Source organism: Citrobacter sp. Marseille-Q5395 (assembly GCF_947057495.1).
Taxonomy (GTDB): domain Bacteria; phylum Pseudomonadota; class Gammaproteobacteria; order Enterobacterales; family Enterobacteriaceae; genus Citrobacter; species Citrobacter murliniae.
The window spans coordinates 532760-546807 of the sequence record NZ_CAMSEL010000001.1; the positions used below are offsets into that span (position 1 = coordinate 532760).

13 protein-coding genes and 1 riboswitch are annotated in these 14048 nt (G+C 50.1%); of the genes, 7 read left to right on the forward strand and 6 right to left on the reverse strand.

Annotated elements, in window-relative coordinates; all coding sequences use genetic code 11:
* Positions 1 to 95: 95 nt before the first annotated feature.
* On the forward strand, positions 96 to 773 hold the full coding sequence (locus OH663_RS02405; protein WP_045447627.1) for a DUF1190 family protein: 678 nt from the start codon (positions 96 to 98) through the stop codon (positions 771 to 773).
* A 5-nt stretch (positions 774 to 778) separates the two neighbouring features.
* Positions 779 to 1939, forward strand: coding sequence for a glutathionylspermidine synthase family protein (locus OH663_RS02410; protein WP_200010008.1), 1161 nt, complete (start codon positions 779 to 781; stop codon positions 1937 to 1939).
* A 63-nt stretch (positions 1940 to 2002) separates the two neighbouring features.
* Here OH663_RS02410 and ygiD read toward each other — a convergent pair whose 3' ends face one another.
* Positions 2003 to 2791, reverse strand: a complete 789-nt coding sequence (gene ygiD, locus OH663_RS02415) for a 4,5-DOPA-extradiol-dioxygenase (RefSeq protein WP_045447633.1) — start codon at positions 2789 to 2791, stop codon at positions 2003 to 2005.
* 146 nt (positions 2792 to 2937) lie between these two features.
* Between ygiD and zupT the strand changes: the two genes are divergently transcribed.
* Complete coding sequence (zupT, locus tag OH663_RS02420; RefSeq protein WP_200010009.1) at positions 2938 to 3711, forward strand: zinc transporter ZupT; 774 nt, start codon at positions 2938 to 2940, stop codon at positions 3709 to 3711.
* 56 nt (positions 3712 to 3767) lie between these two features.
* On the opposite strand, the gene OH663_RS02425 is transcribed toward zupT, so the two are convergent.
* Complete coding sequence (locus tag OH663_RS02425) at positions 3768 to 3944, reverse strand: hypothetical protein (RefSeq protein ID WP_071829036.1); 177 nt, start codon at positions 3942 to 3944, stop codon at positions 3768 to 3770.
* Positions 3945 to 4336: 392 nt separating this feature from the next.
* Here OH663_RS02425 and OH663_RS02430 point away from each other — a divergent pair, with 392 nt between their 5' ends.
* Genes OH663_RS02430 through dsbI form a run of 3 tightly spaced genes read left to right on the forward strand, consistent with a single transcriptional unit; the run spans position 4337 to position 7517 of the window.
* Positions 4337 to 6133, forward strand: coding sequence for an aryl-sulfate sulfotransferase (locus OH663_RS02430; RefSeq protein ID WP_200010010.1), 1797 nt, complete (start codon positions 4337 to 4339; stop codon positions 6131 to 6133).
* 23 nt (positions 6134 to 6156) lie between these two features.
* Entirely contained in the window at positions 6157 to 6825 is a 669-nt protein-coding gene (locus tag OH663_RS02435) for a thiol:disulfide interchange protein DsbA/DsbL (RefSeq protein WP_200010011.1), read from the forward strand.
* A gap of 14 nt (positions 6826 to 6839) precedes the next feature.
* Entirely contained in the window at positions 6840 to 7517 is a 678-nt protein-coding gene (dsbI, locus tag OH663_RS02440; protein ID WP_200010012.1) for a protein-disulfide oxidoreductase DsbI, read from the forward strand.
* 83 nt (positions 7518 to 7600) lie between these two features.
* Here the strand turns inward: dsbI and ribB are convergent, their stop codons facing one another.
* Positions 7601 to 8254, reverse strand: a complete 654-nt coding sequence (gene ribB / locus OH663_RS02445; RefSeq protein ID WP_003828424.1) for a 3,4-dihydroxy-2-butanone-4-phosphate synthase — start codon at positions 8252 to 8254, stop codon at positions 7601 to 7603.
* Positions 8255 to 8360: 106 nt separating this feature from the next.
* Positions 8361 to 8510, reverse strand: a riboswitch (FMN riboswitch).
* Positions 8511 to 8642: 132 nt separating this feature from the next.
* Here ribB and ubiK point away from each other — a divergent pair.
* Positions 8643 to 8939 (forward strand): ubiquinone biosynthesis accessory factor UbiK, encoded by a 297-nt coding sequence (gene ubiK, locus OH663_RS02450; RefSeq protein ID WP_045447655.1) that lies wholly within the window; start codon positions 8643 to 8645, stop codon positions 8937 to 8939.
* Between the two features lie 33 nt (positions 8940 to 8972).
* Here the strand turns inward: ubiK and glgS are convergent, their stop codons facing one another.
* The 3 genes from glgS to glnE form a co-directional block, all read right to left on the reverse strand.
* Entirely contained in the window at positions 8973 to 9179 is a 207-nt protein-coding gene (gene glgS / locus OH663_RS02455) for a cell surface composition regulator GlgS (protein ID WP_136345237.1), read from the reverse strand.
* Positions 9180 to 9711: 532 nt separating this feature from the next.
* Positions 9712 to 11145 carry a bifunctional D-glycero-beta-D-manno-heptose-7-phosphate kinase/D-glycero-beta-D-manno-heptose 1-phosphate adenylyltransferase HldE gene (gene hldE, locus OH663_RS02460; RefSeq protein WP_045447661.1) on the reverse strand — a complete coding sequence of 478 codons (1434 nt, stop codon included), beginning with the start codon at positions 11143 to 11145 and terminating at the stop codon, positions 9712 to 9714.
* Between the two features lie 59 nt (positions 11146 to 11204).
* Positions 11205 to 14045 carry a bifunctional [glutamate--ammonia ligase]-adenylyl-L-tyrosine phosphorylase/[glutamate--ammonia-ligase] adenylyltransferase gene (glnE, locus tag OH663_RS02465; RefSeq protein WP_200010013.1) on the reverse strand — a complete coding sequence of 947 codons (2841 nt, stop codon included), beginning with the start codon at positions 14043 to 14045 and terminating at the stop codon, positions 11205 to 11207.
* Positions 14046 to 14048 lie beyond the last annotated feature (3 nt).

Sequence of the window (14048 nt, forward strand, 5' to 3'; positions counted from 1 at the left end):
CCCCTTCTTCCGCATTCTCGCCTCTTCCCGCTTCAATTTCGACCAGTCATCCACTATTCTGAGCAGTATTTACTACTGGGTCCTGGAAGACATAAATGAAACGGACAAAATCTATACATCACGCGTCATTCCGCAAAAGCTGGAGCGCACGCCATTTAACTCCTGTCGCTCTGGCAGTGACCGCTGTCTTTATGCTGGCGGGTTGTGAGAAGAGTGACGAAACAGTTTCGCTTTATCAAAACGCAGATGACTGCTCTGCAGCGAATCCGGGTAAAAGCGCCGAATGTACTACCGCATTCAACAACGCGCTGAAAGAAGCAGAACGTACCGCGCCTAAATACGCCACTCGCGAAGACTGTATCGCTGAATTTGGCGAAGGCCAGTGCCAGCAAGCACCTGCACAGGCAGGTATGGCACCGACCGGTGAAGGCCAGGCTCAGGCGCAGAACCAAAGCAGTGGCAGCTTCTGGATGCCGCTGATGGCGGGTTATATGATGGGTCGTATGATGGGCGGCGGAATGGGCGCTCAGCAGCCTCTCTTCAGCTCGAAAAACCCAGCCAGCCCGGCATACGGCAAATATACGGATGCAGGTGGTAAGAACTACGGCGCTGCACAGCCAGGCCGCACGATGACCGTACCGAAAACGGCAATGGCGCCAAAACCGGCAACCACATCAACCGTAACTCGCGGTGGTTTTGGTGAGTCTGTGGCAAAACAGAGCACCATGCAGCGTAGCGCAAGCGGTACCACCACACGTTCAATGGGCGGCTAATCTACATGGAAAGAATCAGTATTGTCGAGCGCCCGGACTGGCGCGATAAGGCCACCGAATACGGTTTCAACTTCCACACCATGTACGGCGAGCCATACTGGTGTGAAGACGCCTACTACAAGCTCACGCTTGCTCAGGTTGAAAAGCTGGAAGATGTCACTGCTGAGCTGCACCAAATGTGTCTCAAAGTCGTTGAAAGAGTCATCGCCAGCGATGAACTGATGACGAAGTTTCGCATTCCCAAGCATGTCTGGGGCTTTGTCCGCCAGTCCTGGCAGACCCAGCAACCATCGCTCTATTCGCGCCTTGATCTGGCGTGGGATGGCACTGGTGAACCCAAGCTGCTGGAAAACAACGCTGATACGCCAACGTCTCTGTACGAAGCCGCATTTTTCCAGTGGATCTGGCTGGAAGACCAGCTTAATGCAGGGAACCTGCCGGAAGGTAGCGATCAGTTCAACAGCCTGCAGGAAAAGCTGATTGAGCGCTTTACCGAGTTGCGCGAACAGTATGGTTTTCAGTTGCTGCACCTGACCTGCTGTCGCGATACCGTCGAAGATCGCGGGACTATTCAGTATCTGCAGGATTGCGCGGCCGAGGCGGAAATCGCGACCGAATTCCTCTATGTCGAAGATATTGGCCTTGGCGAAAAAGGTCAGTTCACAGACTTAGAGGATCAGGTTATTGCCAACCTGTTTAAGCTCTATCCGTGGGAGTTTATGCTGCGCGAGATGTTCTCCACCAAGCTGGAAGACGCCGGTGTTCGCTGGCTGGAACCGGCCTGGAAAAGCATTATCTCTAATAAAGCGCTATTGCCTCTGCTGTGGGAAATGTTCCCCAACCATCCGAACCTGTTGCCTGCGTATTTCGCCGAAGACGACTATCCGCAGATGGAAAAATTCGTCGTGAAGCCGATCTTCTCCCGTGAAGGCGCCAACGTATCCATCATTGAGAACGGTAAAACGATCGAAGCGGTAGAAGGTCCGTACGGTGAAGAAGGAATGATCGTACAACAGTTCCATCAGCTACCGAAGTTTGGCGACAGCTACATGTTGATCGGCAGTTGGCTGATTAACGATCAACCTGCCGGGATCGGCATTCGCGAAGACCGGGCATTGATCACTCAGGATCTCTCTCGCTTCTATCCGCATATCTTTGTCGAGTAATGTGCGTGTGCCGGGTGGCGATTTCGCCTGACCCGGCCTTCACTCAATTACTGCGGGTAAAAATCAGCCTACCTGCACCGACAGCATACTCAGGCTACCCATCTCAATACCGTCCACCGGGATCGTGACAGGTTCTTTGGCATCCCATGCACCTAAAACGTACAGCAGCGGCAGATAGTGATCCGGCGTCGGGTTCGACAGCGAACCGCCTTCATGGTCGAGATAGTTGATCAGTGGATGCTGCTCAACAGGTCCCTGCCAGGTCAGGTTTGCCTTCACATAATCATTAAATGAGGTCGCCCATGGGTATGGCGTATTCTCGCCGTGCCAACGTGCTGTCCGCAGGTTATGCACCACGTTACCGCTGGCAATCAGCATGATGCCCTCATCACGCAGCGCCGCCAGTTTGCGTCCTGTTTCAAAATGCCAGGCAGCAGGCTTAGTGCTGTCGATGCTTAGCTGTACCATCGGAATATCTGCATTCGGGTACATCTTGATCAACACACCCCATGAGCCGTGGTCGAAACCCCAGGCTTCTTTGTCTAACGTAACCGGTACGGGTGAAAGCAAATCCACCAGATGTTGCGCCAGTTCGGGTGAACCGGGAGCCGGATAATGGGTGTCATACAATGCCTGTGGAAACCCACCAAAATCGTGAATCGTTTTTGGTGCTTCCATGGCGGTCACGCCAGTCCCACGAGTGAACCAGTGCGCCGATACCACAACGATGGCTTTTGGACGCGGCAACGTTTCCCCCAGTTGCTGCCAGGCACGGGTATAAACGTTATCTTCCAGAACATTCATCGGGCTGCCATGACCCAAAAACAATGCTGGCATACGAGTTGAAGACATGATGATATCCTTACTGAGGGAGTCATTTTGATATCACCACAATACGCTTTTTCGGTTGATGAAGAACTCAGATAACCATGATGGAGATCATCAGTTATTTTGACGATCTGGCCGGATAGCAGATTGATAAGGAGTTGGATTTGTCGATGTCAGTACCTTTACTTCTGACTTTGCTGGCGGGGGCTGCCACCTTTATTGGCGCGTTTCTTGGCGTTCTGGGACAAAAACCCTCTAATCGCATCCTCGCCTTTTCTCTGGGTTTTGCCGCAGGTATTATGCTGCTTATCTCCCTGATGGAAATGCTGCCCGCCGCGCTGGCCGCTGAAGGGATGTCGCCAGTACTCGGCTACGGGATGTTTATTGTTGGTTTGCTGGGCTATTTTGGTCTGGATCGCCTTCTGCCACACGCACATCCTCAGGATCTGGTGCAAAAAACAAAACTGCCTTTACCCAGCTCCATAAAACGTACCGCAATTTTATTAACTCTTGGCATTAGTCTGCACAACTTCCCGGAAGGGATTGCTACTTTTGTTACCGCCAGTAGCAATCTCGAACTGGGTTTTGGCATCGCCCTGGCTGTTGCATTACATAATATTCCTGAAGGTCTAGCCGTTGCCGGACCAGTCTATGCCGCAACCGGCTCCAAACGCACAGCGATATTCTGGGCAGGGATCTCAGGTATGGCGGAAATACTGGGTGGGGTACTGGCGTGGTTAATTCTGGGTAGTCTGATTTCACCGGTTGTGATGGCAGCAATTATGGCCGCTGTAGCCGGTATTATGGTCGCGTTATCAGTAGATGAATTGATGCCGCTGGCTAAAGAAATCGACCCCAATAATAATCCGAGCTATGGCGTGCTCTGTGGAATGTCAGTAATGGGGCTGAGCCTGGTGATCCTGCAATCAATGGGCATCGGGTAATACAGATGGCGGATGTTACGCTGTAGTTCAGCCATCCGCCTCAACTACAGCAGAAATTATTCCTGATCCCTGACCGTGCTGCCATCTTCGCCCGTGCGACGAAAGAGCTTGTTACGTGCCTCCAGTAATGCATCTCTGTCTTGTCGAAACGCTTTGCAATAACGCTTCATATGACAATAATAACCAACAGCAACGAGTGCAATTAATACAATCCAATACCAGGCAATAAACATTCTTTTACCCTTAAAATTTAACATCATTAAACATTTAACGTTAAAATTTCACATAACCTTATTTTGACCTACCCCTATAGTGGCATAATGTAGAAACAAATATATGATTTCGATCATATAAACCAGTAGACAAAGTCAATCACAGAACATGTATTAAAAAGAAAACAATGTCGAAACGATCACACTCCATAATAATATTTATTGTTCTGAAAATATCACTCACTTACTATCAAAAGTATTAAAGACACCGAATATTGATAATTTATATATTTCAAAAAACAAATAAATTATAAAACTATGCTCTCCCCTATATTTTAATCAAGTCATACATCACTACAAACATAATATATTCATCGTCATTATATTTACAGGTAATATAAGGAGATATATCCATGTTTAAGCAATACCGTAAAAAGCTACTGGTCGGTACTATTGCCCTGGCATGCGGATTAACCGCAGCAAATTCTTTTGCTGCAGGTTTTAAACCGGCACAACCAGCAGGAAATCTGGGCGCGGTAATTGTTGACCCTTATGGAAATGCACCGCTGACCGCATTGGTTGAATTAGACAGCCATGTCATTTCAGATGTCAAAGTAACCGTACACGGTAAAGGTGAAAAAGGAGTTCCCATTACCTATAACGTAGGCAAAGAATCGTTAATCACTTATGATGGCGTACCTATTTTTGGCCTTTATCAAAAGTTCGCCAATAATGTTACCGTTGAATATAAAGAAAATGGTAAACCGATGAAAGATGATTATGTAGTGCAAACTTCTGCCATCGTTAATCATTATATGGATAACCGTTCTATATCCGATCTGCAACAAACCAAGGTTATTAAAGTCGCACCAGGTTTTGAAGATCGCCTTTATCTTGTAAATACCCACACCTTTACTTCCCAGGGATCAGATATTCACTGGCATGGCGAAAAAGATAAAAATGCCGGCATTCTTGATGCAGGACCTGCCGGAGGCGCACTTCCCTTCGACATCGCTCCGTTTACCTTCGTCGTTGACACAGAAGGTGAGTACCGCTGGTGGTTGGATCAAGAGACGTTCTATGACGGGCATGATGTTAATATCAATAAACGTGGTTACCTGATGGGGATTCGTGAAACGCCTCGCGGAACGTTCACAGCTGTACAGGGGCAACACTGGTACGAATTCGATATGATGGGGCAGATTCTGGAAGATCATAAACTGCCACGCGGCTTCCTTGACGCTACGCATGAGTCTATCGAAACGGTTAAGGGCACGGTATTACTGCGCGTAGGAAAACGCAATTACCGTAAAGAAGATGGAGTACATGTACATACCATCCGTGACCAAATCCTCGAAGTCGACAGATCCGGCCGCGTTGTTGACGTATGGGACCTGACAAAAATTCTCGACCCGCTACGCGATGCGTTACTGGGAGCACTGGACGCAGGTGCGGTATGCGTGAATGTCGACCTCGCTCATGCCGGTCAACAAGCAAAACTGGAGCCAGATACCCCTTACGGCGATGCTCTGGGTGTGGGGGCTGGCCGTAACTGGGCGCACGTCAACTCTATCGCCTACGACGCCAAGGATGACTCGATTATTCTTTCCTCTCGCCACCAGGGCGTCGTCAAAATTGGTCGTGATAAGCAGGTTAAGTGGATCCTCGCACCATCTAAAGGCTGGAATACAAAGCTGGCGAGCAAGCTGTTAAAACCGGTAGATGCGAAAGGTAATGCACTGAAGTGTGACGAAAATGGCAAGTGCGAAAACACCGATTTCGATTTTACCTATACCCAACATACCGCCTGGCTATCCAGTAAAGGAACATTAACCATCTTTGATAATGGTGATGGCCGAGGGCTTGAGCAACCAGCATTACCAACCATGAAGTACTCCCGTTTCGTCGAATATAAAATTGACGAGAAAAAAGGAACCGTCCAACAAATCTGGGAATACGGTAAAGAGCGTGGTTATGATTTCTATAGTCCCATAACTTCCGTTATCGAATATCAAAAAGACCGTGACACAATGTTTGGATTCGGCGGTTCTATTAATTTATTTGATGTTGGCAAACCGACAATCGGCAAGATCAATGAAATTGACTACAAAACAAAAGAAGTCAAAGTTGAAATTGATGTCCTTTCAGATAAACCCAACCAGACCCACTACCGGGCATTACCGATTCGTCCACAACACATATTTAAATAAAATCGTTGTATTAAGGATAAACTATGTCAGCTAAATGGATTACTTCATTATTTAAAAGCATGGTGTTAACTGCAGCGCTTGTCGCGCCTTTTACGGCATCCGCTTTTACCGAAGGCACCGATTATATGGTTCTGGAAAAACCTATTCCTAATGCCGATAAAACATTAATCAAAGTATTTAGTTACGCCTGTCCGTTCTGCTACAAATACGATAAAGCCGTCACCGGCCCTGTATCAGATAAGGTTGCAGATCTCGTCACCTTTACGCCGTTCCATCTGGAAACTAAAGGTGAATATGGCAAACAAGCCAGCGAAGTGTTTGCCGTGATGATATCCAAAGATAAAGCAGCAGGTATTTCATTATTTGATGCGAAGTCACAGTTCAAAAAAGCGAAATTTGCTTACTACGCAGCTTATCATGACAAAAAAGAACGCTGGTCAGATGGCAAAGATCCAGCATCATTCATCAAAACAGGTCTGGATGCTGCAGGTATGAGCCAGGCAGACTTTGAAAGCACCTTAAAAGAACCTGCCGTTCAGGAAACACTAGAGAAATGGAAAGCGGCCTATGATGTTGCCAAAATTCAGGGCGTTCCGGCTTACGTCGTCAATGGTAAATACCTGATCTACACCAAGAGCATCAAATCCATTGATTCTATGGCTGAACTTGTCAGGGAACTGGCAGCGAAATAAACAGGGATAAGGCTATGGCTTTCATAAAGGGATTGTGGCGGAATTTACGTACTACGCCGGTTGATACTCTGGTGAGATGGCAGGAACACCGCTTTCTGTGGTTGTTTATGGCACTCGCAATGGGTGGGTTAATTATACTGGCGCACTCTTTCTTCCAGATCTATCTCTACATGGCACCCTGCGAGCAGTGTGTTTACATTCGCTTTGCCATGTTCGTGATGGTTTTTGGTGGGTTGATTGCGGCAGTAAACCCGAGAAATATCATTCTGAAGCTCATTGGCTGTATCGCGGCGTTTTACGGCAGCATCATGGGTGTTAAGTTCTCGATCAAGCTTAATAGCATTCATCATGCAGTACATAACCCAGACCCGGATTCACTGTTTGGTGTGCAGGGATGTTCCACCGATCCGACATTCCCTTTCAATTTGCCACTGGCAAACTGGGCACCAGAATGGTTTAAACCCACTGGAGATTGCGGGTATGACGCGCCTGTCGTTCCTGATGGCGTAACGCTTAGTAGCACACAGCAATGGTTTATCGATCTCTACCAGCAATCCGAAGGCTGGTATTTGATCCCGCCATGGCAATTTATGAATATGGCGCAATCCTGTTTGCTGGCCTTTGGTTTATGTTTAGCGTTTTTACTGGTGATGAGTTGTGCGTGGATACTCAAGCTGATCAGCGCAAAATAGCCTGGCCGCAGTAACAAAAAACCGAAGTCAGAAAACTGACTTCGGTTTTTTTATGCATCGCCACGACAGGCATGGCCAAAAACTCAGCTGGCTTTACGCTCGTGCGCCTGACGGTAAGCCACTAAATCTTCGATAGTGACAACTGCCATATTGTGCTTGCCTGCAAATTCGATGCACTCTGGCGCACGCGCCATGGTGCCATCATCATTGGTCAATTCACACAACACACCAGCCGGTTTAAAACCTGCCAGCGTCATCAGATCAATGGTGGCTTCAGTATGACCACCACGCGTTAACACACCGCCTGCCTGAGCGCGCAGCGGGAAAACGTGTCCCGGACGGTTCAGATCAGAAGGTTTCGCACCATCCTTAATCGCAGCGCGAACCGTGGTGACACGGTCAGCAGCGGAAACACCGGTAGTTACGCCTTCTGCAGCTTCGATAGTCACAGTAAAACCAGTACCGTAAGCACTGGTGTTATTTTCCACCATCATAGGCAGATCGAGCTGTTTACGGCGGTCTTCAGTGATGCACAGGCAGACAATACCACTGCCGTGACGGATGGTCAGCGCCATCTGTTCAACGGTCATGGTTTCTGCCGGGAAAATCATATCGCCTTCGTTTTCACGGTCTTCATCGTCAAGCACCATTACACCGCGTCCTTCACGCAGCGCAGACAGCGCATGTTCAACACGTTCGAAAGGCGTACCAAAAGAGGAAAGTAGCGTCTGATTCATGGTAAAAAAACCTCACTAAAATTATGGTTACCAGAATCAGGGCAGTCTTAGGAGTACCGTTTAAGCGGCAAAAAAATAACGTGAGCGGGTCCATGCCCGGCTGGATCGTTACTCTCTCCCATCCGGACTCTAACCGTCGGCCCCGGAATTACACCGGATCTGCTGACCTTTGAGTTTGCACTCAAAGCGCTCGCGGGCTTTCAACATCAGTTGATTTACCGCCGGTGGGGAATTTCGCCCCGCCCTGAGAATAAGCGGGTTAACTATAACGCTATTGATTACTGTCATCAACGCCTTTACTCGACTTAGCTTCACACAATTCTGGTTTATGCCTGTGCCATATCGCACTACAATAGGCAGCAACACGTACCAGTTCAGGGAAACCACCATGATTGACCCGAAAAAAATTGAGCAGATTGCTCGTCAGGTTCACGAGTCGATGCCGAAAGGGATCCGCGAGTTTGGGGAAGACGTCGAGAAGAAAATCCGCCAAACACTGCAGTCACAGCTGACGCGTCTGGATCTGGTTAGCCGCGAAGAATTTGACGTACAAACCCAGGTTTTACTGCGCACCCGTGAAAAGCTGGCGCTGCTTGAGCAACGTCTTACTGAGCTGGAAGCACGTGAAAAACCGGCCGAAGTTAAGCCTGCTCCGGCGATCCCGCCAGTCGATCCACAAGAGTAAAAATGGCAACGGGCCGCAAGGCCCGTTGATCTGTTAGTGTTCCAGCTCTAATTTCTTCGCCTCTCTGGCCTGCTGGCAATAAAGTGCGTAGCGTTTGCAAAACCAGCTGCGATGTTCCTCATCCATGTTTCCAGTCACTGCCTGGATATCAACAGCGTGGCCCTCAGCCTGCATCCTGGCAAAACTCCGGGCCAGGAAATCAAAATTGTTCAGTGAATACATATTGCTGTTCATGAGCATACCCTCCAGTTATTGAATATCTGTTAAGGCTATATGCTTTTTCTGATCTCAGTATTTACCTATATGCGAAGCTGTTCTGTGCATTAAGTGCGCACATTAAAGGCCTTGCTTCACACTTTTCTACAAAATCTGTGAGGGGATAATCGTTGAACCAATGAAGTCCAACGACGGTATTAAGATCACGAACAGTTCTCCAGGAAAATCTCTGTTTTGCGTAACCGATCCAGCAATAGAAAAGTGAGACGAGGAAGCCCTTGCGCCGCATAGACGCACACCAACAATCGCCTTGTCAGCAAGGGGCTGCAACGAGAAAGCCCCTCTCGAAGAAGGGGCTTTAATAGGGAAAGGGTTATGATGAAACGAGTCATCATACTGGGTGCTGTTACTGATAAGTTTCCAGGCTCATTAACAGTCAATCAGAGGGGGAAAAATCCCCTCTCACCCTTATTCCTGCACTCTAGGTTGAAAAAACAGCAGCGTCAACAGGAGGAAGCGCACCGCAACGAAAAGTTCGGTGCATTTCCGGCATTCATCACTTATCGCTGTCTTTCTGGATCTTTTTGATAATATTTGTTGTTGAGCAACCGTCTTCGAAGTTCAGCACCAGAACTTCACCACCGTTAGCCCACACCTCTTCACTGCCCGCAATCTCGTCTGGCTTATAATCACCGCCTTTCACCAGCAGATCCGGCAGAATGCCAGCAATCAGGCGTTGCGGAGTATCTTCTTCAAAAGAGACCACCCAGTCGACGGATTCCAGCGCACCCAGCACGATCATTCGCTGTTCGAGCGGGTTGACCGGACGGGTTTCGCCTTTCAGACGTTTGGTGGAAGCATCGCTGTTCACCGCAACGATCAGACGATCGCCAAGCTTACGCGCATTCGCCAGATAAGAGACATGGCCTGCGTGCAGGATGTCAAACACACCGTTGGTCATCACCACTTTCTCACCACGCTTACGGGCGCTGGCTACGGCTTGTTTCAATTCTGTTTCACTCATCACGCCAAAACCGGTCTCCGCCCGACCACGCACGGCGTTTTCCAGCTCAATCGGTGAAACGGTTGATGTCCCAAGCTTACCAACGACAACACCCGCTGCGGCATTAGCAAAATAGCATGCTTCCTCCAGCGTGTTACCTGCTGCAAGCGTTGCCGCCAGCACGCCGATAACCGTATCCCCCGCACCGGTAACGTCATACACTTCCTGTGCCTGGGTTGGCATATGCAGCGGTGCTTTACCCGGCTGCAACAAGGTCATGCCCTGCTCAGAGCGCGTTATCAGCAGTGCGGAAAGGTCGAAATCAGCAATCACCTTCATACCACGTTCAACGAGGTCGTCTTCGCTTTTGCACTTACCGGCAACAGCTTCAAACTCAGACAGGTTCGGCGTCAGCAGAGTCGCACCACGATAGCGCTCAAAATCAGTGCCTTTCGGATCAATAAGCACCGGAACGCCAGCATTACGCGCCAGTGCAATCATCTGCTGTACGCTAGCCAGAGCGCCTTTGGCGTAATCAGAAAGTACCAGAGCACCAATTGAACCCAGAGCCTGGTTAATACGTTCATGCAGCGGCTGCGGATCCACACCTTCAAAGCCTTCCTCAAAGTCCAGGCGAATCAGCTGTTGGTTGCGGGAAAGTACGCGTAGTTTAGTGATTGTCGGATGCGTCGGCACGGAAACAAAGTCACATTTCACGTTCACATCAGCCAGCGTTTTACTCAGCGCACGAGCCGCATCATCAATACCGGTCAGCCCAACCAGACGAGAATTCGCTCCCAGAGAGGCAATGTTCATCGCCACGTTTGCCGCACCGCCTGGACGTTCTTCAATGGTATCCACTTTGACCACCGGCACCGGCGCTTCTGGCGAAATACGGCTGGTAGGCCCGTACCAGTAGCGATCCAGCATCACATCACCGACAACCATGACTCCTGCACGTTCAAACTCTGGCAGCGTTACTTTCATTCCTGTCTCCTGAGAGATTCTCTGAGGGTCTTAAAATTTGCGCGCGATAATAGCACACTTCACTCAGCAACCAGCCACTTCTGCCAGCTACTCCGCACCAGTGAGCGCTCTGCACTAAAGCACTCCGGCGCGACATGTCCCGGAAGCTCCTGCAGAGCAAGGTGGTGAAGCTCATCACGCAACGTCGTGTAGGCGCGGGTAAGCGCCAGTGCTTCCTGCTCATCCATAATGTCGTTCTGCGCCAGTAATTCCAGAATGCGCACATTATCCGACCAGCGCGTCAACTTCGGTTTTTCATGGGCATAGCGCAACACCAGATATTGCGTAATAAACTCAATATCGGTGATCCCACCTTCATCGGCTTTGATATCAAAACGATCGCGATGTTTATTGCCCAAATGTGCACGCATTTTCTCACGCATTTCGCGCACGTCAGTCTGTAAAGTTTTCCCGTCGCGAGCGAGTGTCATGATATCGCGGCGCACCGCGTCAAACTGAGAGGTCAATTGCGGGTCGCCATAAACCACACGAGCGCGTACCAGTGCCTGATGCTCCCACGTCCAGGCTTCGTTGCGCTGATAATCGGCGAAGGCTTCGGTGGATGTTACCAGCATTCCTGCAGCACCGGATGGGCGCAGCCGAGCATCCACTTCATACAAAATGCCGGAAGAAGTACGGGTGCTGAAAAGATGCATAATGCGCTGCGACAAACGCAGATAAAACTGCCGACCGTCAATCTCACGTTCACCGTCAGTCATCACATCCATCGGGCAATCATGCAGGAAGATCAAATCCAGATCGGAGCTGTAACCCAGCTCCCAGCCACCCAGCTTGCCATAACCGACAACGGCAAAACCACGACCATCGCGATCGCCAAGATGGGTTGGTTGCCCATAACGGGCGACCATTTGCATCCAGGCCTGCTGCACCACGGCATCAATAATGGCTTCCGCCAGCCAGGTCAGATGGTCACTCACTTTCATCACCGGTAGCGTACCAGCGATATCAGCCGCTGCGATACGCAGCAGTTGCGTTTGCTTAAACTGACGCAGCGCTTCCAGTTGCTGTTCTTCATCATCTTCCGGCACACGCAGTAAATACTGGCGTAACTCGTCACGATAAGCGTCGGTTGCGGTTGGTTGGTACAAGGTATTAGGGTCAAGCAGCTCGTCAAGCAGCAACGGATACCGCGCCAGCTGGCTGGCCACCATCGGCGAGGCGGCACATAACGAAATCAAATGCTTCAGCGCGCCAGGGAATTCACTCAGCAGCTCCAGATAGGTGGTGCGGGTGACAATGCCCACCAGTAGCGGGGTAATACGCGACAACGGTACGGAAGCATCATCGCGGGAACAGACATCGCTCAGCAGGTGCGGCATCAAATGATCCAACACCTGTCGCCCCCGTGGGCCAATCGTACGTTTATCCAGCTCTTTGCGAAAATCCGCAATAAGAGCCAGCACGCGGCGACGATCGTCATCCGCCAGATGCGTCAGCACTGGTGTGGTGTCATCTTCCTGCAACGCGTCCTGCCAAAGTTCACGCCACTGTTCCGACAGCGACTCTTCCTGTGTATCAGTTTCATCATCGCCAATTAATTCGTTAAATACCCGACGCACGTTGCCCATATGTATTGCCAACGTATCGGTTAACTGCTGCCAGTCATCCGCCCCCATACCCCATGCCAGGCGGGCCCTATTTAGCTCATCACCCGGCAGCGTCTGGGTCTGTTCGTCATTGATGCTCTGCAGCAGATTTTCCAGACGACGTAAAAAGAGATAGGCGGTTCGCAGGTGTTCCGCATCATTATCAGACAGCAGATGCAGTGCATTGATCGCACTAAGCGTAGGGAGTAACGAGCGGGATTGCAGCGAGGGTTCGCGCCCGCCGCGAATGAGCTGGAATACCTGAACGATAAATTCGATTTCACGAATGCCGCCCGCCCCCAGCTTTATGTTGTCCTTCAGGCCGCGCCGGCGGACTTCACGGGCAATCATCCCTTTCATGTTACGCAGAGATTGAATCACGCTGAAATCGATGTAGCGACGGAAAACAAAAGGCCGCAGCATAGCGCGAAGCTCGCTGACGTAGGTGCCGTCAGCATCCCCCATAATACGCGCTTTAACCATCGCGTAACGTTCCCAGTCACGCCCCTGCTCCTGGTAGTAATCTTCCAACGCAGAGAAACTCAGTACCAGCGGACCACTGTCGCCAAACGGACGTAAACGCATGTCCACCCGATAGACAAAACCATCCATCGTTGGCTGATCCAACACTTTGATGAGGCGCTGTCCCATGCGGGTGAAAAACTGCGCGTTATCCAGTTCACGCCGCCCGCCCTGCGTAGATCCATGTTCCGGCCAGGCAAAAATCAGGTCGATATCAGAGGAAAAATTCAGCTCGCCCCCGCCCAGTTTCCCCATGCCTAAAATCAGCAGCGGTTGCGCAACGCCGTCCGAATTACAGGGTGTTCCCCATTCTCGACAGCAGGCGTCATACAGCCAGTCACGCGCTGCGATAATCAACGTCTCCGCCAGATGACTTAACTGTTGCAAAATACTCTCTTCAGCCACCAGCGACAGCGTCTGTGCCCAGGCAATACGCACCATGATGCGACGACGGAACAGTCGAAGCTCGCGCATTAACGCCGTTTCATCGTGTACGTCTGACAGCGCGCGCTGTAACCAGGCGGCATAGTGCTGCCATTCATCAGCCTGGACTGGCGCGCTTTCCAGCTCCTTTAGCCACTCAGGATGAGCAATAATGCTATCGCGGACAAAATCGCTGAATGTAAGTACTGACTTCGCCTGAATACTCAGCGATGCCTCAGGAAGTGCTGTTGGCAGACGCTCAACAACGGTCGGCCAGTACTGCTGTAATGGTGAAGAGAGCTGCTTCATTTA

Excerpts from the sequence above, each read along its gene's own strand:
- OH663_RS02435 (WP_200010011.1), top strand. The coding sequence starts at position 6,157 with ATGTCAGCTAAATGGATTACTTCATTATTTAAAAGCATGGTGTTAACT.
- OH663_RS02410 (WP_200010008.1), top strand. The coding sequence starts at position 779 with ATGGAAAGAATCAGTATTGTCGAGCGCCCGGACTGGCGCGATAAGGCC.
- glnE (WP_200010013.1), bottom strand. The coding sequence starts at position 14,045 with ATGAAGCAGCTCTCTTCACCATTACAGCAGTACTGGCCGACCGTTGTT.
- glgS (WP_136345237.1), bottom strand. The coding sequence starts at position 9,179 with ATGCTCATGAACAGCAATATGTATTCACTGAACAATTTTGATTTCCTG.
- zupT (WP_200010009.1), top strand. The coding sequence starts at position 2,938 with ATGTCAGTACCTTTACTTCTGACTTTGCTGGCGGGGGCTGCCACCTTT.
- hldE (WP_045447661.1), bottom strand. The coding sequence starts at position 11,145 with ATGAAAGTAACGCTGCCAGAGTTTGAACGTGCAGGAGTCATGGTTGTC.
- ribB (WP_003828424.1), bottom strand. The coding sequence starts at position 8,254 with ATGAATCAGACGCTACTTTCCTCTTTTGGTACGCCTTTCGAACGTGTT.
- OH663_RS02405 (WP_045447627.1), top strand. The coding sequence starts at position 96 with ATGAAACGGACAAAATCTATACATCACGCGTCATTCCGCAAAAGCTGG.
- dsbI (WP_200010012.1), top strand. The coding sequence starts at position 6,840 with ATGGCTTTCATAAAGGGATTGTGGCGGAATTTACGTACTACGCCGGTT.
- ygiD (WP_045447633.1), bottom strand. The coding sequence starts at position 2,791 with ATGTCTTCAACTCGTATGCCAGCATTGTTTTTGGGTCATGGCAGCCCG.
- ubiK (WP_045447655.1), top strand. The coding sequence starts at position 8,643 with ATGATTGACCCGAAAAAAATTGAGCAGATTGCTCGTCAGGTTCACGAG.
- OH663_RS02425 (WP_071829036.1), bottom strand. The coding sequence starts at position 3,944 with ATGTTTATTGCCTGGTATTGGATTGTATTAATTGCACTCGTTGCTGTT.
- OH663_RS02430 (WP_200010010.1), top strand. The coding sequence starts at position 4,337 with ATGTTTAAGCAATACCGTAAAAAGCTACTGGTCGGTACTATTGCCCTG.